The organism is Paenibacillus sp. FSL L8-0494 (assembly GCF_038003695.1).
Lineage (GTDB): Bacteria > Bacillota > Bacilli > Paenibacillales > Paenibacillaceae > Paenibacillus_AQ > Paenibacillus_AQ odorifer.
The window spans coordinates 5931524-5953775 of record NZ_JBBOPQ010000001.1; the positions used below are offsets into that span (position 1 = coordinate 5931524).

Sequence of the window (22252 nt, forward strand, 5' to 3'; positions counted from 1 at the left end):
TTAGAATATAGTCTGTAGTACTTCTTAAGGATTTACAGCCTTATAAGCAGCTTCATATTCAGTAATGATTTTGCTGCCGCCGGATTTCTTCCACTTTTCAACCTCAGCTTTAAATCCGTTCAAATCAATTTTGCCAAGAATATATTTATAAGTGGCATCTGTCATAATCTTCTGCAATTCAGATCCTTGAGTAGAATAGGTCTCAGATTCCAGAGAGTAAGCAGGATTCAGTACAGCATATTTAGCATTCTCAACGATCAGCTTATCAGCTTCAACTTTGAGTGGATCAGCATCATGGATAATGAACCCATTCTCTAATGGACGAGATGCCGAAAATGGCTGAACTTCTTGCTTCCAGAGATCCGTATCCTTAATCGTAACCGCTTGTTCTCCATCAATTGTGTAGTGAACATCCTTAATACCGTAGGTCATCAAGCCATAGACATCTTCATTCATAAGATCATTAACAAATTTCAAGATCCGTCTTAACTCATTTTCATCCTTAACTTCGGATTTCGGGAAAGACAGCAGTCCCCCAATTCCGTTATTACCAGCCCAGATGGCACGATCTGCTTCATTGCCAGTGGAAGTGATATCGTTAACCATAACCAAATCCATGCCATCCTGTATGCCCTTAGACAGATTTAGCAGGTTCTTGCTGTCAAACAAGGCACCCACATAAATTCCAGCCTTTCCTTGCGCAAAATTCTGCTGCTGATCTGTTTTAGCCGTCACAGCAAAATCCTGATTGATATACCCACCATCATAAAGAGTCTTCATATAATCCATGGTTTTAACATAAGCCTCTGTATCGAACTCAGGTGTCATTTTACCCGCATCGTCAACGCTCCAATAGTTCGGTGTTCCAAAGTATGAGCCCAACGTCTTAAATGCTCCATATACAAGATCGCTGCGGTCCATGAAGCCTGTGGTATCCTTCTTGCCATTACCATCAGGGTCTTTTTCGGTAAACGCTTTCGCAACTTCCATCAACTCATCTGTTGTTTTTGGAACCTGCAGTCCAAGCTTATCCAGCCAATCTTTACGGATAACAACGCCGTTTCTAGCCAAGGACTTCTGGAAAGGAACCCCGTACAGCTTACCTGCAATCGATGCCGATGTACGTGTATCCTGTGAAATTTTAGCCAAATTCGGGAACTCATCAAGATAAGGACTTACTTCCCAGAACATACCGGCCTTCAGTGCATTACGTACAGAAGAGTTATCAAGAATAGTCAGGGTAACGATGTCCGCTAGGGAATTCGATGCTAATGAAGTATTAATACGTTCTTCTTTGGAAGGATCCGGAATCCATGAGAATTCAATCTCTGTATTCGTTAATTCTTCAATTTTTTCCAGAATAGGACCCGTTGGTGTTGTAGACGTTTGTAAAATGTTCAGCCAGCTAATCTTTGCTTTAGCATCTAGCACATCTGCAGGTGCAGCAGTTGTTTTAGCCGTTGAATTCGTTCCCCCATTTGAAGAATTTGACTCCTTCGCGTTATTGCCTCCTCCGCATGCAGTGAGTACTAACCCGCTACACAACATTAAGGCTGCAATTTTTTTGTAATTGCGATTCATCAACATTACCCCTTTTACTAATGTATTTGTTGTTGTATCTTCCACCTCTGCCCTTAAGGCAGAGGTAAGAATTCAGCATACTGTGAAGCCTAGTAAACACCATCTTCGCCGATTTTTTTGGCTAACTTGTTCGACAGCATAACGAGAATCAAGCCAACCACACCCTTGAACAGACCTACTGTGGTACTGAAACTCAATTGTCCGTTCTTTAAACCAGCTGTATAGATATAGGTATCGAAAATTTCTCCAACTTCGCGGTTCAAGGAATTGATCAGCAAGTACATATGCTCAAAGCCCAGATCCAGCGTGTGGCCAATCTTCAGAATAAGCAAGGTAATAATGATTGGACGAATCGCCGGCAGGGTGATATGCCATGTTTTGCGCAATCTTGCCGCTCCATCCATCTCAGCTGCTTCATATAACTGCGTATCCACTACGGTAATGGCTGCCAAATAAATAATGGTTGACCAACCAATTTCTTTCCAAATGATCTGTCCGATATACACGGTACGCAACCACTCGGGAGAAGTCAAAAAGCTGATCTTCTGCATCCCAAAGGCCGCCAACATCTCATTCAGCACCCCTCCATCCACATTCATAAATACATAGGAAATGGAGACGATGATAACCCATGACATGAAATGGGGGATATAAATAATCGTTTGAATGGTGCTCTTAAATAACTTGTGCTGAACTTCGTTAAGCATCAGCGCCACTATAATAGGTAGCGGGAAGAAAATAAAAATGTTTAATGCAAACAAGATAAGTGTATTACTCAATAGCATAAAGAAGGTAGGTTCTGTAAACAATCGGACGAAATGCTTAAACCCAACCCACGGGCTATCCGCTATACCCAGAAACGGCTGATAGTCCTGAAATGCAATGATAAGACCGCCCATAGGCAGGTACTTAAAAATAACAAAATACAAAAATCCCGGGAGTATCATTAGATACAATAACTTGTTTCTTTTTAAACTCAGCCAGCTAGGCCCCGTTCGCTTTTTTCTTAATGGATTAACTTTCGTGTTCAGCATGGTGACGTTTGCCTCTTTCACCTGATCGGCCTCCTTGATCGCGTTTCTTTACGATTCCCAGATTACGATCATTCGTCCATTACGTATATAATCATCAGATACTGATACTCCAAGAACCCTACAGCTATAAGGTTTTCCAGGCCCGTGCATCTTATAGTGATTACTACAATACATAAAGATCATCTATGCCTTATCACGCTTTTTCCTCCCAAAACAAAGCCCAAGCTAATGATTATATACGGAATAACAGACCCCTGTTAAAGTTTCAATGAAACGATTACAAGGAGGATATCTGCATGTCGCAATCATCTTTTAAAAAAGAAACTATGGGTAGCCGGCTGTTTACTATTGTAAATACCACACTGCTTACACTCATTGCCCTAGCCTGTCTTTTACCCTTTGTCAATGTGTTTGCCAGTTCCTTTGCTTCAACACAGGAGGTAGTAGAAAAAAGCTTCATCCTGTTCCCGACGACATTCTCTTTGGATGCTTACCGTTATATACTGTCAACGCCTACTATCTTTAAAGGGCTTGGCGTATCCATCGGTGTAACCTTAGTGGGTACAGTTGTTAGTATGGTTCTTACCTCTTTAATGGCTTATGGATTATCTAGAAAATATCTGTACGGAAGAGATTTTATCAATTTCGTAATCGTGTTCTCCATGCTCTTCAGCGGAGGGATGATCCCTACTTTCCTAGTAGTTAAATATTTCGGGTTAATCGATTCCTACTGGTCCATGATCATGCCTGTTGCGATCAATGCTTTTAACCTGATCATTATGCGCAACTTCTTCCAGGCGCTGCCGGAAGGGCTAGAGGAATCAGCCAAGATTGACGGCTCTAATGATTTTGGTGTATTTTTCAAAATCATGCTTCCGCTGGCGATGCCATCTATCGCGACCCTCTCCTTGTTCTACGGGGTAGCTTACTGGAATACTTATATGAGTGCAGTTTTATATATGACGGACTCCACAAAGTGGCCTATACAAGTCCTGCTGCGCCAAATTGTTATCGTCGCCAGCGGGATGCAGGGAGATAATGCTTCTGTTGATATTATCCCACCTGCTCAAACCATCAAGATGGCGGTTATCGTAGTCGCAACCGTTCCAATGCTGCTCGCCTATCCTTTCGTACAAAAACACTTCACCAAAGGAGCCCTGCTGGGTTCTGTAAAAGGCTAAAACATTGCAGCTATACAAAACAGCCAGCCCCGGTCTCCCGGGGCTGGCTGTTTGTGTTCAGCGCCTTACTTCTCCTGTTTCTGGGTTCGGTATGCACCTGGTGTTACATGTTCTTTTTTACGGAAGGATCGAATAAAGTTCTGCGGATTATGGTACTGCAGCCTTTCAGCAATTTCTTTAATCGTCATATCCGTTTCTACAAGCCACTTCTTAGCCATTTCCAGGCGATAGTTCATTAGATATTCGCTAAACGTCATCCCGTACTCTTTTTTGAAAATACTGCTTAAATAGTTCGGACTGTAATGAAGGCGATCACCGATTAATTCTAACGTTAAGTCCTGATCAAATTCTGAGCGGACAATCACCGCAATTTTATCAGATAAAAGGCGGAACTGACGGTCTGTCTTCTCCTTAACACTGGTCACCATCGGATGAATAACTTCTTTGACCAAAATGCGTTCGATCTCTTCCGGATTACGGATGTCTAACAATCGGTGGTACAACGTAGAATTGTCCTCTGTCAGCAGAACCTCTACACCCAGCAGCTGCTCCAGCTGAATCAGATTGTTGACGAAACGTATTAATGTGACTTCGAAATTCAAAGGATTCTTACTGTGCTTCATCATTTCCCCGAGTAATGGATACAGAGAACAGGAGACTTGTTCTTCATCTCCAATCCGAATCGCGTCAAATAACTGGGACTCAAACTCAGACGGATAATGCAGTAGAACTGGACCCGAGATTACCTTCGATATATCCTCATAGAAAATGATGGACTCTTTTCCCAGATTTAAACGATGGTGCAGCGCCTGCTTACTCATCTCACAAGCTTCCTTACTAAATAATAAATTATCGTAAAAATTGCTTATTCCAACACTAACGGATAGTTTCAGGATTTCTCTAGCTGTTCGAATAATTATCTTCGCATAGTCCAGTGCTATTCTCCGGTTCTCCTGTTCATTCGCTCCCTCAAAAATCAGGATGGTCGCTTGTGTACGGTCATTTAATAGGATAGGAATCATCCGCTTCTCCTGCGGAATCAGCTCTTCCACCAGTTTGTTGACCGCCACAAGCAGAAGGTCCTTGTCGCTAGCCTGCCGTTCCCCATAGTTATCCAGCTGTATCAGCAGCGTTGCATACACCGAATTCTGTGACAGCTCATAACCGAAACGAGGCAAACCTTGATTCAGCTCTTCTTGAGATATCCGGCTACGAAATAGATTTAGAATAAACTGAGTTTCCAACTTAGGCATCTCAGACTCAATGAGACCCTCTAGGCTTTCTTTCTCCGATAAGATGGTATCAATCGAATTAATAATCCAGTCTACCTCATTCTTGGGCTCTAGCTCTGCATTGGCAGGTAATAATCGGCGCTGAATCTGCCGGAATGGCTTGGTGAAATACAAAGAGATAACGTAAGCGACTACCGCAATCAACAATGTAATAAGCAGTACCATCATCACAATCCCGAATCGGGTTGTCTTTAGTGCATCTGAAATTTCTGATTTATCCAAAAGAGTTACGTAAATCCAATTATTATAAGAAGATTTAGCATAAATAGCTTTTATCGATTGGTGATCAGCCCGCTCCATGGCAATCGTCCCCAATTGCCCCCCGCCTCCGGCAACATTAGTAATATGGCTAAGCTGATTACTAGTCAGCAGGGACTTCCCGGTTTCCGACTCATATAAAAGCTCACCCTCCCGGTTAAGAATAAACACTGGTGTGTTTCCTTCGGTCTGAAGGGTGCTCTGCAAGGTCTGAAGTGATATATCAGATAAGGCAATCGCCTGTTTGGTCTGTGAGAATACCGGCAGGGTATTTACAAAGCGGATGCCTTTATCCGTCTTAACCCAAAATAAACCCCGTCTACGGTTATTGATATAGCTCTCATAAAGTGTCCTGCTCTCTTCTTCCGTTAAATGTGAAAGCTTCCCATTAGAAATCTGCCATTTCTGCTCCAAACTGATTAGAGAATAATTAACAAAATCCATCCCCATACTGGCAATGTAGTTAAGCTGGGAATTAATCTCGCGATACTCCTCAAAATCCTGCTCCGTGATCGGATTCTGCACAACCTCTCTGAAGGAACTGGTGGTACTGTAAGTATTAAAAGCGTATTCGATGGTCTGAATTTTCTGTTCCAGAGTGTTTTTAATTTGGGTAATTAAACTCTGTTTATCATCCGCTACTCTCTCATTTACCGAATTAATCGTCGTCAGATAAATATAGCCACCGAAGCTAATAACCAGGCCAATCCCCAGCACTAGAATAGGAACAAAAATCTTGTAGAATATCCTGCCTTTTTTCATGATAGACTCCTTAAGCATGTAATTATTTTCAATTATAGCGCTTCCAATAGGTTAAACCAAATGTTTTAAATGTGTATAATCGCAACCCTATTTTTATTAAAAATAGAAAACAAAAAAACAAGGCAAAAAAACGCTTCATCAAGCCCAGTGCTCAATGAAGGTTTTTTGCCTTATATTATAATGCCTTTATTCCTTATTCTTATATTTCAATCTCTTCCGTTGAATCCGAAAGACCACCACTCTGCACGCCATTATTATTGGCTACCGCAAGAACATATACTTTATATTTAACACCTTTAACAATTAATGCACCATTAACATCTCTTCTCGAGGCTACAATTGTAGGATTCGTTCCGTTAGGCGTTATCGACGTATAATACGAGGATTTCACCTCAATTGCTTCCGCTGAACCAAAACCTTGTTTGGATGGAACCACCAGAATTCGATATTCCGAAATGTTAGACTCGTTAGAGGAACGGTTGAAACTTACTAGTATTTTACCCTCATCCACACTGTACGTTACATTGGTGACAGAGGTTACCGGCAGCTTAGTGGATAAAGTTATGGCATTCGACTCTGAGGACAACACATTAGTGCCTGAGTACTTGCCGCTGCCAATCGTTAACACATACACTCTGTAACTGATTCCACTCTTTATTAAATTTCCGTTTACGTCTCTGGCTGAAGAATCCAAGACTTGACTGGTGTTATTTCCAGAAGTGCCTACCGCTGTGTAATTGGAGCTAGAAACAGCATTTGCCTGGGTTAAACTAAAGCTGCTGTAATAGGAAGTAGGTACAATCAGGATTCGATACTGGCTAATGTACGTTTCATCCGTGGCATGGTTAAAGGATACTTTTAAATCCCGACCGTCTTCGTAATCATTAACGTCCCTTACATCCAAGCTCGAAATAGGAGCCAATTTGTAATCTACATTCAACGTAATTAAAGGTGAACCAGAAGAAAGAACATTGCTGCCCGAGTAATTCCCGCTTCCGACTGTTAAAACATATACTCTGTAATTGATTCCACTCTTTATTAGGTTACCGCGCACGTCCCTTGATGACGAGGTTAACACTTGATTGGTGCTGGATCCTGTGGTGCTCACTGCTGTGTAGTTGGAACTGTACACATTATTGGCGTCAGATAAACTGAAGCTGTTGTAATAGGAAGTAGGTACAACCAGGATTCGATACTGGCTAATATACGTTTCATTCGTAGCGTGGTCAAAGGATACTCTTAAATCCCGGCCATCATCATAGTCATTTACGTCGCTTACATCCAAATTGTAGACAGCACTCACATTGTAGTCAACAGCCAACGTAATTAATGTTGAATCCGTTGAGAGAATGTTGGTGCCCAAATTCTTCCCGCTTCCAATCGTTAACACATACACTCTGTAAGGTGTTCCATTCTTAATCAAATTACCACGCACGTCTCTTGCAGATGAGGCTAACACTTGACTGGTGCTAGATCCTGTTGTGCTCACCGTTGTGTAGTAAGAGCTGGAGACATTATTCGCCTCAGATAAACTAAAGTTGTTGGAATAAGCTGTAGGCACAACTAGAATCCGGTACTGGCTGATATACGTTTCATCTGTAGCGTGGTTAAAGGATACTTTTAAATCCCGGCCATCTCCAAAGTCACTAACGTCGCTTACACTTAAATTAGAAACATTGACCGAGGACAGCGTAATCGCAGATGAAGCAGCAGACAATAAATTATTGGCTGTATTACTGCCACTATCTACCCCCATAACAAACACACGGTAACCAACTCCCGTCTTAATGAGGGCACCATCCACATCCCTCGCTCCAGACGATAAGATCTGGGTAATATTGGAGCCTGTTTTGTTGACCTGTGTGTAATTTGAACTGCTAACAGCATTTGCTGCCGCCAAATTAAAAGAAGAATAATTAGTAGCTTTGACTACAAATATCCGGTAAGAACTCACCTTGGATTCATCCGATACCTTATTAAAACTTACGGCTAAATCGCGGCCATCACTATAATCGCTCACATCACTTACTTGTACATTACTTGGGGCAACGACTACGGTATTAGTATTAAGCGATATAGTCGCAGAACTATACGAAAGAGCGCTGGTATTATTGCCTTTACCCACTGCGAAAACATAAGCTACATAGGTCTGATTACCTTTAATGAGGTCACCATCAACATCCCTTGAATTTGCGGTCATTCTAATCGTAGGATTAGTGCCTCTAGCTAAAACAGTAGAATAATTGGCGGATGTAACCTTTTGTGCAGATGAGATATTAAAAGTGCTCCAAGCCTTTACAATCATTACCCGGTAATGATCCACAAGAGCTTCATTAGAAGATTGGGTGAAGCTGACCTGAAGATCACGGCCGTCACCGTTATCACTTACATCCTTCAACTGTACATTCGATGCCGGATTTACAGTTCCAGTTTTACCGCCGGAAGTCGTTATGGTCACTACTTTGGTGCTTGGGTTCCAACCCACATCATGACCCAGTGCCTCACTGACAAACCGTGTAGGAACCATCGTTCTCCCTTTCAAATTCTGACCAGGCACATCTAGAGTTACAGCTTTATTGTTAATCGTGGCTGTCTTTGAGCCAATCTTTAACATAATCGTTGTATCATCTTTAGTTGCTGTTACAGTTTGTGTTTTCTGATTCCACTTGATAGAGGCATTAAAGGCTTCAAAAATTGCCCGTAAGGGTACCATTGTCCGTCCATTCACCATCACCGGTGCTTGATCTGTGGACAATCGAACCCCGTCAATAAAAATACTGATGGGCGCAGTAGCAGCTTTCACTGAAGATTGAAACATCATCGGCAAAACTAATAAGCCCACTAAAATAGAAATCCATAACTTCTTCACAGATTCACCCTCCTGGAATGACGAATACATTTTTTTCCTACCCCTTTGACGCTCATACTAGGATAAAAGTTTCACGCTTTATGGTTACAATATTTTAATCTGGAACCCGTTTCTTTCATCCGCCACAAACCGCTCTGTAAAAAGAAAAAGAAAGCGCAGTTCGCGCTCTCCTTTTGGTTATTCGTTGATACTTTTATCCACATTTTTCTTCGGAATTCCATCCAATCCGTACTCCCAATCATAAGCATCAAAAATTTTTCTCGCTACAGGTGCTGCACTACTAGATCCAAATCCGCCTTCAGGAATAACTACAGCTACAGCAAGTTTTGGATTTTCACGTGGTGCAAAAGCTATAAACACTCCGTTATCACGGTTTATGTTTTTACTATCCGTCTGTTGTGAAGTCCCTGTTTTACGTGCAAAATCATAGGGGAAATCACCGAAGGCACTTTTAACGTCACTGTTCATCCCTTTCTTTATCTCCCGCCAATAGGATTTATCGAAAGTAGTCACTTCATCAAGCACTTCCCGTTTGAATTCTTTGATAACTTTACCTTTGGAGTCCGTGATCTTGCTTACTAGCTGTGGTTTGATTCGTTGCCCTTCATTGGCTAGTGTAGCCGCATATTGCGCCAACTGTAGAACGGTATAACGTCCCTGCTGCCCAAAAGAAGCATAAACAAGTGCCGACTGAACTGAACCCGCTTTAGCTTCAGCTTTATAATTTAAATCACCCAAGTATTCCCTTGGTAAACCTATCCCTGTTGGAACACCCAGACCGAATTCTTTCATATATGTGTCCCATACCCCAATGCCCTTAGACTTGTATTTTTCGTACAATTTTTTCCCGATCATATCAACCATATATACGTTTGAAGATTTTTCAATGGCTGTATAAGGGTACAAAGAGCCGTATACATGATTGGATGAGTTCCTTACATTCGTCTCATGTCCTTCTCTACCAAATGAGGTGATCCCCTTATCTTGATAAGTAGAAGAAGTACTTATAAAGCCCTCTTTTAAGCCAATTAACACACTCAATGGTTTTATAGTCGAACCGAGCAGCACGGTAGATTCAAAATTATGCCCTGATCTTCCCGATGAGTATGGAGTTATCGTTCCATTTTGGTAATGCTTTTCAATTTTTTTATACACCTCTGGAGAGATCGAACCCGTAGCCCAGTTGTTGGTATCATAGTCAGGCATGCTTGCCATAGCAATAACATTACCTGTATCCACTTCCATGGCTACAGCGTAACCTGTTAAAGCATCAGGATGTGTTTCTCCCTGAACGGTGTGTGAATGCAACCACTGAATCTGATCTTTAATGGCTTCTTCGGTCTTTAGCTGAATTTTTTTATTAAGGGTAGTCCAGATAGTGCTTCCTTTGACCGGGGGTTCAATACTGACAATTTTTTCTGCCATATTCTGCGGATCTACGGAAACTTCCTTATAACCATTCTGTCCCCGAAGCTCCTTCTGGTATTGCAGCTCCAAGCCATCAAAGCCTACTAGCTCATCCTCTTTATAGTTAAGTCCAGGGTTCTGGTTATTTTTCATCGCCTGAAGTACATCCTTATAAAGATCTAAACTAGTAGAGGATTTGAAAAATTTCACGTAGCCAACAGCTTGTACAGCCACCGTATCGGTATCATAATGCCTGCTGCTTTCCTCTATCACTTCAAGGTTTGGATATTCGTTTTTGTGTTCTAAAAAATAAGCGATTTCTTTCTTAGTTAAACCTGATTTAATTCTTCGCGCTACATAACCAGAGAGTTTTTTTGAATATAAATCCATAGACTCAAGGATCTCTTCTGTGGTTAGTTTTTTCTCATTAGGATCACCATAAGTTTCGAAGGCTTCTGCTAACTTGCTGGCGAGTGCCTTTGATTTATTATTTGCCTCAGCAGTTAAGGTAACTTTTTTCGTAGTTTTATCTGTTTTTGTTGCGGTATATTCCTTATCCAAAGTAAGGTACAAAGATTGAACGGGCGTTGAGTATGCCAATTTCTCACCATCAGCAGCGAGGATATTCCCTCTCAGTGCCGATAATGCCACTATTTTCGTATCCCGGTTAGCCTCAGCTTCAGATAACGTAGGTCCTTCGACAAATTGCAAGACCGCAAGGCGTAGGATAATCACACAAAAAATAATAAAAGTGCTAAAGAAAAAAATATTGATTCTTAATTCGCCAGAGTTGTTAATAGTTTTGCTTCCGTCTTGTACACTTTTTCTGTCGAAAAGCCTCACATAATCCCACTCCTTATTTCCAAAATTCTACAGCATAAGATTAAAGTATAAACTAGCAAACGAAAATATACAAAATTAAGAATAATAGTTAAATAATTGTTCACAAATCGATAATATCCAATTAAAAAAGCAGCTTTCCCCAGTATGGGAGAATCGCTGCTTTTTGTTTATGGGCGTTGGTGGCCTGCACCAATAAATTGTCATCATTCGCCGAGGCTTAAGGACTCAGATGACGTTATATGCGGATTTTTAGCCTTTGGAGCTTGGTTTCGGACTCCAGTGACGTTACTCCTTAGGAAGAGGGGCAAATTAAGCACTTTTCATGCCAATTGCGACTATGCGGTCCGTTGTCACTTCAAATGCGAGATAAAGCTGCGTTTAAGGTCAGCTGTGTCCGATAGCTGTAGCGTAAGCGAAAATCTTAATCGAATGAAACGAAGTTTGAGGTGTTCTAGATGGAGTAAGCTCAAATTAATCAGGGGGTGCCCCAGCAGCTATTTTTACAGCTGATGGGACACCCCCTGATTTTTCCATAGCAAAATCTACACTTTTCTAACCTGTGACCGGTACATTAAAAACAAGAAATACGGAGCCCCAATCAGCATAATAATAAGGCCTGAAGGGATTTCTTTCGGCGCCATTATGGTTCTTCCGAGCGTATCGGCAATAACGAGCATCAAGCCGCCAAGTAACCCTGACAAAACAATGGATCGTCTCGTATGATGACCAATCATCATCCGCACCGCATGCGGCGCCATGAGTCCAAGGAACCCTATTGTTCCTACACTTGCAACGGCTCCCGCTGCAAGCAAAACACCGATAATCATAGCCCAAAGCCGCGTTCCTCGAACCGGCAAGCCCAATCCTGTTGAACTCTCGTCGCCAAATGCCAACAAATCGCATTTCCGTCCCAAATAGTATGCAATCGGTACAAGTACAAGCAGGAATACAAATAGGATGTAAAATTGATTCCAGCTTCGTCCATAAGTCGAACCGGTTAACCAAATTAAGGAGCTACTGCTCCATAAACTTCCTTTGACGATCATAACCTGGATTCCCGCAGAGGCAATAGCCGAGACTGCGATTCCAAGCAAGATCAGAACCGATGGATTCAAGGACCTGCGCCAGGCCATAAAAAAGACAAAAGCAGCAGCCAGTGCCCCACCCACGATTGCGGCAAGCGGAACTGCAAATACCGTCAATGCTGGCCAAACGGTCATTACGGCCAAAGCACCAAAGCCAGCCCCTGAGGTCACACCAATAATAGAAGCATCTGCCAGTGGATTTCGAACAGCACTCTGAATCAATACACCACTGATTGCAAGTGCGATCCCTCCTGCAGCCGCTACGAGTGTACGGGGAAGCCGTAAATTCAGCAGGACGGAATAGGATTGATCCCCCCTATGGAACAGGCTGCTTAGCAATTCACTGATCGGTATTTTTGTTCCCCCAAACGATAAGCTTACGAGGATAATAACAATGAGCAGCACGGTCATAACTATAGCCGTCGGCACAAAGCGCAGACGCAGCCCCGCCCCACCGATGCTCATCGATGATTGGCCAGAGCCTGAGCCCGATATATTTTTCATCTTGGTGAGTACTAGCCAAATGAGCCACGGGGCTCCAATAATCGCCATAACTGCACCAACAGGCATTTCACCCACACTGCTTCGCACTACACGCGCAAGCGTATCCGCTGCCGTGATGAGCAGTGCTCCCCACAATGCGCTTGCAGGAATGAGCAGGCGATGTTTGCGGATCCCGCTAAGCCGGACAAGATGGGGAGCCACTAAGCCGACGAAGCCAATCGGTCCAACCACGCTGACTACAACCGCAGCCATTAATACCGATAGGCCAAGACCCGTCGCCCGAATTAGCCCTACTCGCTGTCCAAGTGAACGGGCAGTTGACTCATCGAGCTCCAGCGCATCAAATTGTCTGCCGGCAAATATCGCTGCCAATAGCAGCACTACGACAAAAGGCCAGGCATATATAACACCGTCCCAATCCAACTGGATTAGGGAACCAGAACCCCATAAAAACAGATTTTGTGTTTCAGTTCTTTTAAAAATATGTATGGCCGATGTAAACGCTCCGAGCACCATGGAGACGATCATACCTGATAAAGCCAGCCGAACAGGTGTGGCTGCCTTGCCTCCACTCAGTAAATAAGCGGCTAAAGCAGCAAGCAGTCCCCCTGCAACTGCCAGCAAAAATGGGAATTCATGCTGCAAAGCAGGAAAAGCTACCATACCAAGAACGACCATAAAGTATGCCCCGGCATTAATCCCAAGTGTATCTGAGGAAGCAAGCGGGTTTTTCGTTATAGTTTGCAATAATGCGCCAGCCACAGCCAGAGCAGCCCCGGCCAGCAGACCAATAACTGTACGTGGCATGCGGATACCCCAGAGCAGATTATGTTCCATTATATCTTGGCGATTCAGCAAGCCATCTATTACAGTAGCTGCAGGGATCTTGGCTTCCCCAAAGCCTAAACTTAAAACGAACAGAATGAAGAGGACGGCAAAGCCGCCCCCAAATATTCCAATGATCCGCCAGTTCATTCCGATAGAGGCTTCTTTGCTACTCTTTTCGTTCATAACCGCACTCATTTCGTTAATGTATTTACAACTTCATCCACGATAACTTTGGAGGAGATCGGACCGCCGAACACCCAAGTAGTACTGCTCAATCCGAAGGTGCGATTCTCTTTTACAAAGTTAAGGCCATTCCAAACGGAATTATCCTTCAGTTCTTTCGTGAAAATATTATCATCCTCTTGGACGATGTAGATCAGATTTGTATCCTGAACCGCAGGTAATGCTTCAACTGTAGAGGTGCTGAATCCGTAAACCTCGAAATTTTCGGGTTTCCAGTCGTTTTTCAGACCGATCCGATCCAAAGTTTGTACCGCAAGTGAATTATCTGTAAAAAGACGCATCGTTGCTGCATTCTGGTAGCTGTATGCTTGTGTCAGTACATAGTTCAAGCCTTCCTTACCTGCATCAGCCAGCTTTGCTTTTGCGTCTGTATAATGTGCATCCAAATCAGCAAGAACCTTATCGGCTTCTGCAGTTTTGCCTACTGCCGCTGCAATCGTTTTGAAAGTATCTTCCATCAGCGTGTACTGATTGCCTTCTCCTTCATTCGGATACAAGCCGAAAATCAGTGTTGGAGCGATACTTTTAAGTTGATCATAAATTCCTTCGTGCCCACCCGTATTGGCAATAATCAGATCAGGCTTTAATGAAGCAATCGTCTCCAGATCTGGCTCGTCACGGGAACCAACATCAGTCACATTTGCATCAAGCGGTGCTTCAGAAGTCACATACAGCTTATAGTTTTCGTTATCTGCATTACCTACTGGCTGCACTCCCAGTGCAATAACATCCTCCGTAAAGGTCCATTCCAATACCACAACTCTTTGCGCAGGTTTGTCCAGCGTAATCTCACCTTTAGAATCCTTTAATACAATAGGACCGCTTGTAGATTCACTGCCCGCGTTTTCAGCAGCTGGTTTATCAGTTGCTCCCGCGTTCGATGTTGAACTGTTCTTTTGGTTAGTACCACAACCTGATACGACCAATATAATAGCAATAACCATAAATAAACTAATTAACCTTTTGTGCATTTGCTTTATCCCCCTGGATTCAACGTTCGAAGTTGATTCCATGATAACTGTTATCAATCTATTGATAATGATTATCACAGAAAACATATTAGTAATCTTATACGCGATTCTCCCGAAAGTCAAAGTTAAAATTTAATGCTTAACCGTCCCTACTCCATGATCTGGTTTGTAATTCTTTCAATGTGTATGGTCAGATACAGCATTTCATCATTTGTTAACTCACGATTGTATGTTTTATCAATATAGATTTTAATTTTCTCAACGCTTGCGAAAGCTTCCTTATACTGCTCCTTTACCAAAATAAATAAGCCATTCTCATTATCAGGAGGTGGAGTACCGTTGATGAGACGTTGTGCAAAAAATTTCAAATGAGTGATAAAACGGTAATAAGCAAGGGACTCCTCATCGTACTCTAGCCTGAAATGGCGCTTCACGATATTTAGGATGTCGTTCATGATCTTGGTGATATTCACCATGTTAGGCATCTCTTCATTTAGTTCAGCATTCACCAGATGGAGAGCAATATGTCCAGCCTCATCTTCGGGAAGTCTGACTCCGAGCTTGGAATGTATAATTTGAAGCGCAGCTTTCCCAACCTCATATTCTTCTTTATAGAATCTTTTGATTTCCCAAAGCATGGCGTTTTTAATCTTCATCCCTTTTGAGAATCTCTCCAGCGCAAAACTGATATGATCTGTCAGACTAACATAAATACTGTCATCCAGCATTTTACCGAGCTGCAGTTTGGCGAAGTTGATAATCTCTTCTGAGAGCTCCATGTGCTCGATTGGAATCTCAGAAAGCAGCGTTTTTAGCTTATCTGAAAGTTTTTGATTGCTTAAAGTGAATATCTTTTCAATTTTATCTTCTTCTAAAAAGTCACCACGTTTTTTCTTAAAGGCCAGTCCTCTTCCCATGACTACTAGTTCAAAATTTTGGTCATCTATGACAGTAACAACATTGTTGTTTAACACTTTTTCGATCCGCATATTACAGCTCCTTACCTTTTCATTTTACAAAGCTAGCTCTTTTTTTATAGTATTCTATAATAAAAAATCGATCTCTAAGTAGCAGTACTAAGAGATCGATTCCATTCATACCTTATGACTCTTCAATAGATCACACTACAACAGTCAGCAGATCTTCACCCGGTGTAATAGCTGTTTTATTGGTACCAATCACATCACTATAATTAGCCGTATTGGTAATAATTATCGGCGTTGTGCATTGATAACCTTCATTTTTTATTTGTTCAAAATCAAATTCAATCAATAGGTCACCCTGTGTAACTGTTGCTCCTTCTTGCACCTTCACATCAAAGTATTTACCTTTTAGCTTCACGGTTTCTATACCGATATGAATCAGGACCTCAACACCCTCATCCGATACTACCGCAATACAATGACCTGTTCTGAAAATAGTGGATACAACTCCACTTACCGGTGAATAAAGCTTGCCTTCTGTGGGTTCAATTGCAATCCCCTTGCCCATTGCTTCAGAAGCAAAGGCAGCATCATCTACTGAGGTTAAAGGGATTACATTACCAGCCAGAGGGCTTACAACGGTTGAACTTTTCACGGCGTGAGAAAGGATAACCTCGCTTTTTTCAGTATTCGTTTTTTCTTCTACAATATTCACTTTCTTTTTATCTTCATAACCAAATACCATGGTAATTACCATAGCCAATACAATGGTCACACCTGCTATAATCGCTTGAACGGCCAGCGGAGAGAATGCGGGAAGACTTAATACGCTCACAAATGCGAATACTTCCATCTTCACTTTGAAAAGACCACTAAGTGCTCCACCTACACCGCCCGCAATAGTTACATAAATGAAAGTCCGTTTGTAACGAGTCAGCAATCCGTAAATAATAGGTTCTGTCACACCTGAAAGCGCGCCTGGTATAAATGTACTGCCGGCCAATGTTTTCAACTGTTTGTCTTTTGTTTTCAGGAAGATCCCCAACGCTACACCCAGCTGAGCGAAGATGGCCATGCCGGCCATTGCATATATCGGATCTCCACCCTTAGCAATGTTCTCAAGAATAATTGGCACAAGTCCCCAGTGCAATCCGAGGACAGTCAAATATGTCCAAGCTATTCCCACAATTGCCCCTGTAACAATACCGCTTTTCGTACTGAGGAACAAAATAGCGTCTCCAATTAAATTCCCTACATTCACGCCAAACGGTCCGAACGCTAAAATAGTTAACGGTACAATCACAATCAAACATATCATAGGGACTAAGAACATCTGCAAATCCTTGTGTATAAACTTTCTTAGCTGCTTATCCAATAAAGCGTATATACAGATGGCGATAAAAATCGGAAACACGCTTGATGAATAGTCCGAAATTACTAAAGGAATACCTAAAAAATGTGGAGATTCAACACTTGCTAATCCCGTAATATTAGGCTCAAGTAAGGCCGCGCCGATACTACCACCCACATAAGCATTCACGCCCAGCCTAATCGATAACGTAATCCCTAAGAAAATGGGTAGAAAATAAAACACGGCATTACTAGCGCCCGCTAATACTTTATAAGTTTCGCTATCCGCACTTAGAACATGTAACGAAGCCAGTACAGTTAATAGCGCTTTCAACATACCCGCACCTGCTAAAGCACCAATCAGAGGCGAGAAGCTTCTGGAAATAACATCAAAAATCAGAGTCCCTATGGGTTTCTTTACCTTGTTCTCGCCAGAGTCACTGTTAGGGGATATGGATTTGGCAATTTCTTTATACACATCAGCAACATGGGTACCCACTATAACTTGAAACTGTCCCCCTTTGCTAACTACCCCAATAATCCCTTTCATTTTCTCCAAATTTTCTTTATCAGCTTTTTGCTCATCGTTAAGTGTGAATCTTAGTCGCGTGGCACAATGAATCACATTGTTAATATTCTTCTCCCCACCGACAGATTGGATAATGTCTTTACTTAGCTGTTCATAACTCATTTTTATACACCCCTTTGTAACAGATCAATTAATCACGGATATCAGGGAACACAAAAAAACCTAAATCACATCTATGTACGAGAGAGATTATCCCCGTAAACATAAATGAAACTTAGGTTTTGCCTGCTATGCAGTAGCAATCCTGATATCCGATTAATTTATTATTTACAAATTAACATGTTCAATTAATGATGTCAACAATAAACCAGGGTCTGTATAATATTGGATAACAAAAAAAGCCCTGATAGATCAAGAATATCTTGATTACCAGGACTCTTTTTATTAGAACAGGCTTTGTCCATTCGATTCGATTACTTCTTTGTACCAGTGGAAGGACTTCTTACGGTATCTCTCCAGTGTACCTGAACCATCATCATGACGATCTACATAAATGAAGCCATAACGTTTCTTCAGCTCGGCGCTTGTTGCGCTAACCAAGTCGATGCAGCCCCAGCTCGTATACCCCATAACTTCCACGCCATCGGCAATAGCTTCTGCTACTTGAACCAAATGATCTCGCAAATAATTGATCCGGTAATCGTCGTTTACTATCTTCTCACCGTTCCCGTCTACAACCAGCTGATCGACGGCGCCAAGGCCATTTTCCACGATAAATAGCGGTTTTTGGTATCGGTCATAGAACATATTCATCACATAACGCAAGCCCTGAGGATCGATCTGCCAACCCCATTCGCTCGCTTCCAGATACGGATTCGCTACCCCGCCCAGCAGATTTCCTTCTCCTCTGATCTGTTTCTCCGGATCGGCCGTTTCACATGTGCTCATATAGTAACTGAAAGATATGAAATCCACGGTATGCTTCAGAATTTCTTCGTCCCCTGGCTCAAAATGAATGTGGATTCCATTTTCCTTAAAGAACCGTTTCATATATCCTGGATAATAACCTCTGCTATGAACATCCGCGAAAAACATATTTTTGTGATCGCTTTGCATCGCCTTGATCAAATCGTCCGGATGCGGAGTGAGCGGATAAATTGGCATGCTCAGCACCATACAGCCTATTTTGAAATCAGGATTGATCTCATGACCGATCTTCACCGCCAAAGCACTTGCAATGAACTCATGGTGAATGGCCTGATACAGATCCTGCTTACTCAATTTCTCCAATGGAGTATTGATTCCGCCACTCATAAATGGGAACTCTAGGATAGAATTGATCTCGTTGAAGGTCAGCCAGTATTTAACCTTGTTCTTGTAACGATTAAAGATCGTTCTCACATAACGCTCGTAAAAATCCACCATCTTACGGTTAACCCATCCATCATACTCTCGTGCCAAATGCAGCGGGGTCTCATAATGGGAGATAGTAACTAGCGGCTCAATGCCGTATTTATGACACTCATCAAATAGATCATCGTAGAACTGCAGGCCTTTTTCATTCGGCTCCAGCTCGTCCCCTTTCGGGAAAATCCGGGACCAGGCAATAGACGTCCGGAATACTTTAAAGCCCATTTCCGCAAACAGCTTAATATCTTCTTTATATCGGTGATAGAAGTCGATGCCAATCAACTTCATGTTATCGTCGGTAGGAACTTCTGTAGGCGCAGACTTAATGCCATGTGGCATGACATCTTGGGTAGACCAGCCTTTGCCATCATCCTGATATGCCCCTTCAAGCTGGTTAGCGGCTACAGCCCCACCCCATAGGAATCCTTCTGGAAATTGTAAGTTCATATTTCTTCCCGCCTTTGCTATTGTGATAGTATAGGTTTACTGCTCTAATCCGAATCCTAAACCTTGGAACGCGTTACATGTCAAGGATTAATCTTGCAAAGGAGATAAGCCGATGTCCACACTTGACGAAATTGCTAAGCTGTCGGGCTTTTCCAAAGCTACGGTATCCCGAGTCCTGAACGATTCTCCCCATGTCAGCAAGGAAACTAGGGAGAAAATTCTCGCCATTATGAAAGAGACGGACTATGTTCCCAATCGGAATGCCATATCTTTATCCAAAGGCCAAACCCAGCAAATCGGCATGATTACCTTAGACCTAAACGAGCTTATTTTGTGCTTCATGAACAGCTTCGTCGAAATCTCCGGCCGTTACGGGTATCAGACGATTATTTATACCACCGGCGGAGATAAGCAAAAGGAACTTCAGGCTTTCGAGGATCTCAAACAGAAAAGAGTCGACGCCCTGCTTATTCTGACCGCTGTTAACGATAAAAATGTCATAACTTCCTACTGCAAATACGGCCCGATTGTGTCCTGGCAACGCATGGACCATCCTGAAATACCGTCAGTTGCCATGAACCAATATGACGGATATGCACTCGCTCTAGAGCATTTGATAGAGCGGGGTTATACGCGTATCGCTAATGCTTTTGGCCGCCCAAGCAGCATAAATACCCAGAGTAGACGACTAGCTTATGAGCAAATCATGGCCAAATATAATCTTCCCATCGTTGAGAAATGGTATTACTCCACGATTTATGGAATCCCTGACGGAGAGCAATTGGTGCGAACCCTAATAGGACAACCAGATCAGCCGGATGCCATTCTGTGCTCCAATGATTTGGTGGCGGTGGGCGTTCTGAGCGAAGCACGTAGACAGCAGCTGGATGTGCCCCGTGATCTAGCCATCATTGGTTTTGATAATTCGGAGCTGTCGCAGACGCTCGGAATTACCACTGTTCGGAATCCGATTGCGGGACAGGCGGAGAACGCCTTTCTTCTGCTGGCTCCAACCCTGCTTGGATTAGATATGGAGCTGCAGCCCCTATCGTTCCAACTGATCGAACGGGAGACAACATAGGTTGCCCATTCCCAGAAGATTACGACTGTACATTCCATAAAAAAAGTAAAATTGTATTGAAAATTATGATGAAGATGGGTGTTTTTTATGACAAATAATAAATTGAATCCTAGGGTTGATAAATTCTTAAGTAAAGCGAAACAATGGAGGGAAGAATATGAGCAGTTGAGAACGATCGTGCTTGATTGCGGGCTGACCGAAGATTATAAGTGGATGCATCCATGTTACACATTTGATGATAAAAACATAGTATTAATTCATGGATTTAAAGAATATTGTGCACTTCTCTTTCACAAAGGTGCCTTGTTACAGGATCCCAATGGGATTCTAATTCAACAAACAGAAAATGTGCAGGCAGCGCGCCAAATTCGGTTTACGAATGTGCAACAAATCGTTGAAATGGAAGCTGTTTTGAAAGCCTACATTCATAATGCCATAGAAGTTGAAAAAGCGGGTTTGGAAATCGAATTTAAAAAGAAAGAGGATTACCTCATTCCTGAAGAGCTTCAGACTAAATTCGCTGAACTTCCTGGCTTGAAAACTGCTTTTGAAGCCCTAACGCCTGGACGGCAAAACGCATATATTTATCATTTTTCTCAAGCCAAACAATCCAAAACCCGCGTATCACGAATTGAAAAATTCATCCCGCAAATCCTTGAGGGTAAGGGATTAAATGATTAGCGTTGCTGACAATGAGTCAATTAAGCCTTAGGGTTTATTGGCTCTTTTTTTATTTTGTCTTCTTTTAACTGCTTGTAATAATCCTCAACAAAGGCCTTGAACTTTTTAGCGACATTAGTCATGTATCGGTTGGTATACCATGAGATTTCAATGGTGCGGGTACTTATGGGTTCTTCAATGGGAAGAAGTACCACTGAGGATCCTTGAGAACCACCCCAAGTTACAGCGGGGATAAAAGAAACCCCTAGTCCCGAACGGACTAGACTGCGTACCATCGAAGGCTCATCGCATTCATAAATGATACGCGGAGCAAATCCGGCGGCGTAACAGAGAGAATCCGTCGTTTCGCGCAGCTGCTTGCCTATTTTCAAACTGATAAAACCATCTTCCGCGAGTTCAATCAGACGTACACTTTTGCGGGTAGCGAGCCTGTGCTCATTAGGAACCGCCAGCATGATTTCTTCCGTTAATACCGGTGTGGACGCTGTTCCTGGAATCTTGAGCGGAGTAGAAGAAATACACAAATCAAAAGCCGGATAACGTGAGATCTCCTGATCCTGCTGCAATAGCTTAAATTGAGCTTCCGGGTACTTCTGGCGAAATAATGTGATCATATCCGGAAGCAAATAGGAACCCGCCTGGATAAAAATCACCACAGTTCCTGTCGGTCTCTCAGACAAGTCCAATAGCTCTGTTTTCCCCTCCTCTAACGTTTGTAGGGCTGAATCAACTTTCACAAGAAACCGCTTCCCATATTCATTTAATCGAATGTATTTTCCTGTGCGATCAAACAATTTGACATTTAATTCGCCCTCAAGATTTTTGATCATTTTACTTATAGCCGGCTGTGAGATTTGGAGTATTTCGGCTGCCCGGGTCATATTCTCAAGCTTTGCAACCGTTTGAAAGTATCGAAGCGAAAGTAAATCCAACGAAACCACCCTCTTCTATAACCTTAGAGTTATATATTTCA

At 42.5% G+C, this 22252-nt stretch carries 14 protein-coding genes; 3 read left to right on the top strand and 11 right to left on the bottom strand.

Going from position 1 to position 22252, the window contains the following annotated elements; translation table 11 throughout:
* Positions 1-24: 24 nt before the first annotated feature.
* Positions 25-1581, bottom strand: a complete 1557-nt coding sequence (locus NYE35_RS26695; RefSeq protein ID WP_038573245.1) for an extracellular solute-binding protein — start codon at positions 1579-1581, stop codon at positions 25-27.
* Positions 1582-1670: 89 nt separating this feature from the next.
* The gene (locus NYE35_RS26700; RefSeq protein ID WP_370510533.1) at positions 1671-2528 is read right to left on the bottom strand and encodes an ABC transporter permease; all 858 of its coding nucleotides are present in this window, start codon (positions 2526-2528) and stop codon (positions 1671-1673) included.
* A 383-nt stretch (positions 2529-2911) separates the two neighbouring features.
* Here NYE35_RS26700 and NYE35_RS26705 point away from each other — a divergent pair, with 383 nt between their 5' ends.
* A complete protein-coding gene (locus NYE35_RS26705; RefSeq protein WP_036685426.1) occupies positions 2912-3796 on the top strand; it encodes a carbohydrate ABC transporter permease in 885 nt (294 codons plus the stop codon).
* A gap of 65 nt (positions 3797-3861) precedes the next feature.
* Here the strand turns inward: NYE35_RS26705 and NYE35_RS26710 are convergent, their stop codons facing one another.
* From NYE35_RS26710 to NYE35_RS26745, 8 genes are all read right to left on the bottom strand, one after another.
* The gene (locus NYE35_RS26710) at positions 3862-6108 is read right to left on the bottom strand and encodes an AraC family transcriptional regulator (protein WP_341122258.1); all 2247 of its coding nucleotides are present in this window, start codon (positions 6106-6108) and stop codon (positions 3862-3864) included.
* Between the two features lie 199 nt (positions 6109-6307).
* Positions 6308-8977 (bottom strand): copper amine oxidase N-terminal domain-containing protein, encoded by a 2670-nt coding sequence (locus tag NYE35_RS26715; RefSeq protein ID WP_176462575.1) that lies wholly within the window; start codon positions 8975-8977, stop codon positions 6308-6310.
* Between the two features lie 177 nt (positions 8978-9154).
* Positions 9155-11227, bottom strand: coding sequence for a peptidoglycan D,D-transpeptidase FtsI family protein (locus NYE35_RS26720; protein WP_076296426.1), 2073 nt, complete (start codon positions 11225-11227; stop codon positions 9155-9157).
* 542 nt (positions 11228-11769) lie between these two features.
* Positions 11770-13827: an iron ABC transporter permease gene (locus NYE35_RS26725; protein WP_076104898.1), complete on the bottom strand. Its 2058-nt coding sequence runs from the start codon at positions 13825-13827 to the stop codon at positions 11770-11772.
* Between the two features lie 8 nt (positions 13828-13835).
* A complete protein-coding gene (locus tag NYE35_RS26730; RefSeq protein WP_076104875.1) occupies positions 13836-14858 on the bottom strand; it encodes an ABC transporter substrate-binding protein in 1023 nt (340 codons plus the stop codon).
* Between the two features lie 149 nt (positions 14859-15007).
* Entirely contained in the window at positions 15008-15847 is an 840-nt protein-coding gene (gene licT, locus NYE35_RS26735; protein WP_076104874.1) for a BglG family transcription antiterminator LicT, read from the bottom strand.
* A 130-nt stretch (positions 15848-15977) separates the two neighbouring features.
* Positions 15978-17822, bottom strand: coding sequence for a beta-glucoside-specific PTS transporter subunit IIABC (locus NYE35_RS26740; RefSeq protein WP_076104873.1), 1845 nt, complete (start codon positions 17820-17822; stop codon positions 15978-15980).
* 282 nt (positions 17823-18104) lie between these two features.
* A complete protein-coding gene (locus tag NYE35_RS26745; RefSeq protein WP_094901827.1) occupies positions 18105-19517 on the bottom strand; it encodes a glycoside hydrolase family 1 protein in 1413 nt (470 codons plus the stop codon).
* Positions 19518-19629: 112 nt separating this feature from the next.
* Between NYE35_RS26745 and NYE35_RS26750 the strand changes: the two genes are divergently transcribed.
* On the top strand, positions 19630-20598 hold the full coding sequence (locus NYE35_RS26750; protein WP_036685445.1) for a LacI family DNA-binding transcriptional regulator: 969 nt from the start codon (positions 19630-19632) through the stop codon (positions 20596-20598).
* Positions 20599-20685: 87 nt separating this feature from the next.
* Positions 20686-21279 carry a YdeI/OmpD-associated family protein gene (locus NYE35_RS26755; RefSeq protein ID WP_094901829.1) on the top strand — a complete coding sequence of 198 codons (594 nt, stop codon included), beginning with the start codon at positions 20686-20688 and terminating at the stop codon, positions 21277-21279.
* Between the two features lie 20 nt (positions 21280-21299).
* Here NYE35_RS26755 and NYE35_RS26760 read toward each other — a convergent pair whose 3' ends face one another.
* The gene (locus tag NYE35_RS26760) at positions 21300-22211 is read right to left on the bottom strand and encodes a LysR family transcriptional regulator (protein ID WP_094901831.1); all 912 of its coding nucleotides are present in this window, start codon (positions 22209-22211) and stop codon (positions 21300-21302) included.
* Positions 22212-22252 lie beyond the last annotated feature (41 nt).

What these genes read in the sequence shown, in the direction of transcription:
- NYE35_RS26695 (WP_038573245.1), bottom strand. Translation starts at nt 1,581, where the DNA reads ATGAATCGCAATTACAAAAAAATTGCAGCCTTAATGTTGTGTAGCGGG.
- NYE35_RS26705 (WP_036685426.1), top strand. Translation starts at nt 2,912, where the DNA reads ATGTCGCAATCATCTTTTAAAAAAGAAACTATGGGTAGCCGGCTGTTT.
- licT (WP_076104874.1), bottom strand. Translation starts at nt 15,847, where the DNA reads ATGCGGATCGAAAAAGTGTTAAACAACAATGTTGTTACTGTCATAGAT.
- NYE35_RS26700 (WP_370510533.1), bottom strand. Translation starts at nt 2,528, where the DNA reads ATGATACTCCCGGGATTTTTGTATTTTGTTATTTTTAAGTACCTGCCT.
- NYE35_RS26750 (WP_036685445.1), top strand. Translation starts at nt 19,630, where the DNA reads ATGTCCACACTTGACGAAATTGCTAAGCTGTCGGGCTTTTCCAAAGCT.
- NYE35_RS26745 (WP_094901827.1), bottom strand. Translation starts at nt 19,517, where the DNA reads ATGAACTTACAATTTCCAGAAGGATTCCTATGGGGTGGGGCTGTAGCC.
- NYE35_RS26725 (WP_076104898.1), bottom strand. Translation starts at nt 13,827, where the DNA reads ATGAACGAAAAGAGTAGCAAAGAAGCCTCTATCGGAATGAACTGGCGG.
- NYE35_RS26755 (WP_094901829.1), top strand. Translation starts at nt 20,686, where the DNA reads ATGACAAATAATAAATTGAATCCTAGGGTTGATAAATTCTTAAGTAAA.
- NYE35_RS26730 (WP_076104875.1), bottom strand. Translation starts at nt 14,858, where the DNA reads ATGCACAAAAGGTTAATTAGTTTATTTATGGTTATTGCTATTATATTG.
- NYE35_RS26710 (WP_341122258.1), bottom strand. Translation starts at nt 6,108, where the DNA reads ATGAAAAAAGGCAGGATATTCTACAAGATTTTTGTTCCTATTCTAGTG.
- NYE35_RS26740 (WP_076104873.1), bottom strand. Translation starts at nt 17,822, where the DNA reads ATGAGTTATGAACAGCTAAGTAAAGACATTATCCAATCTGTCGGTGGG.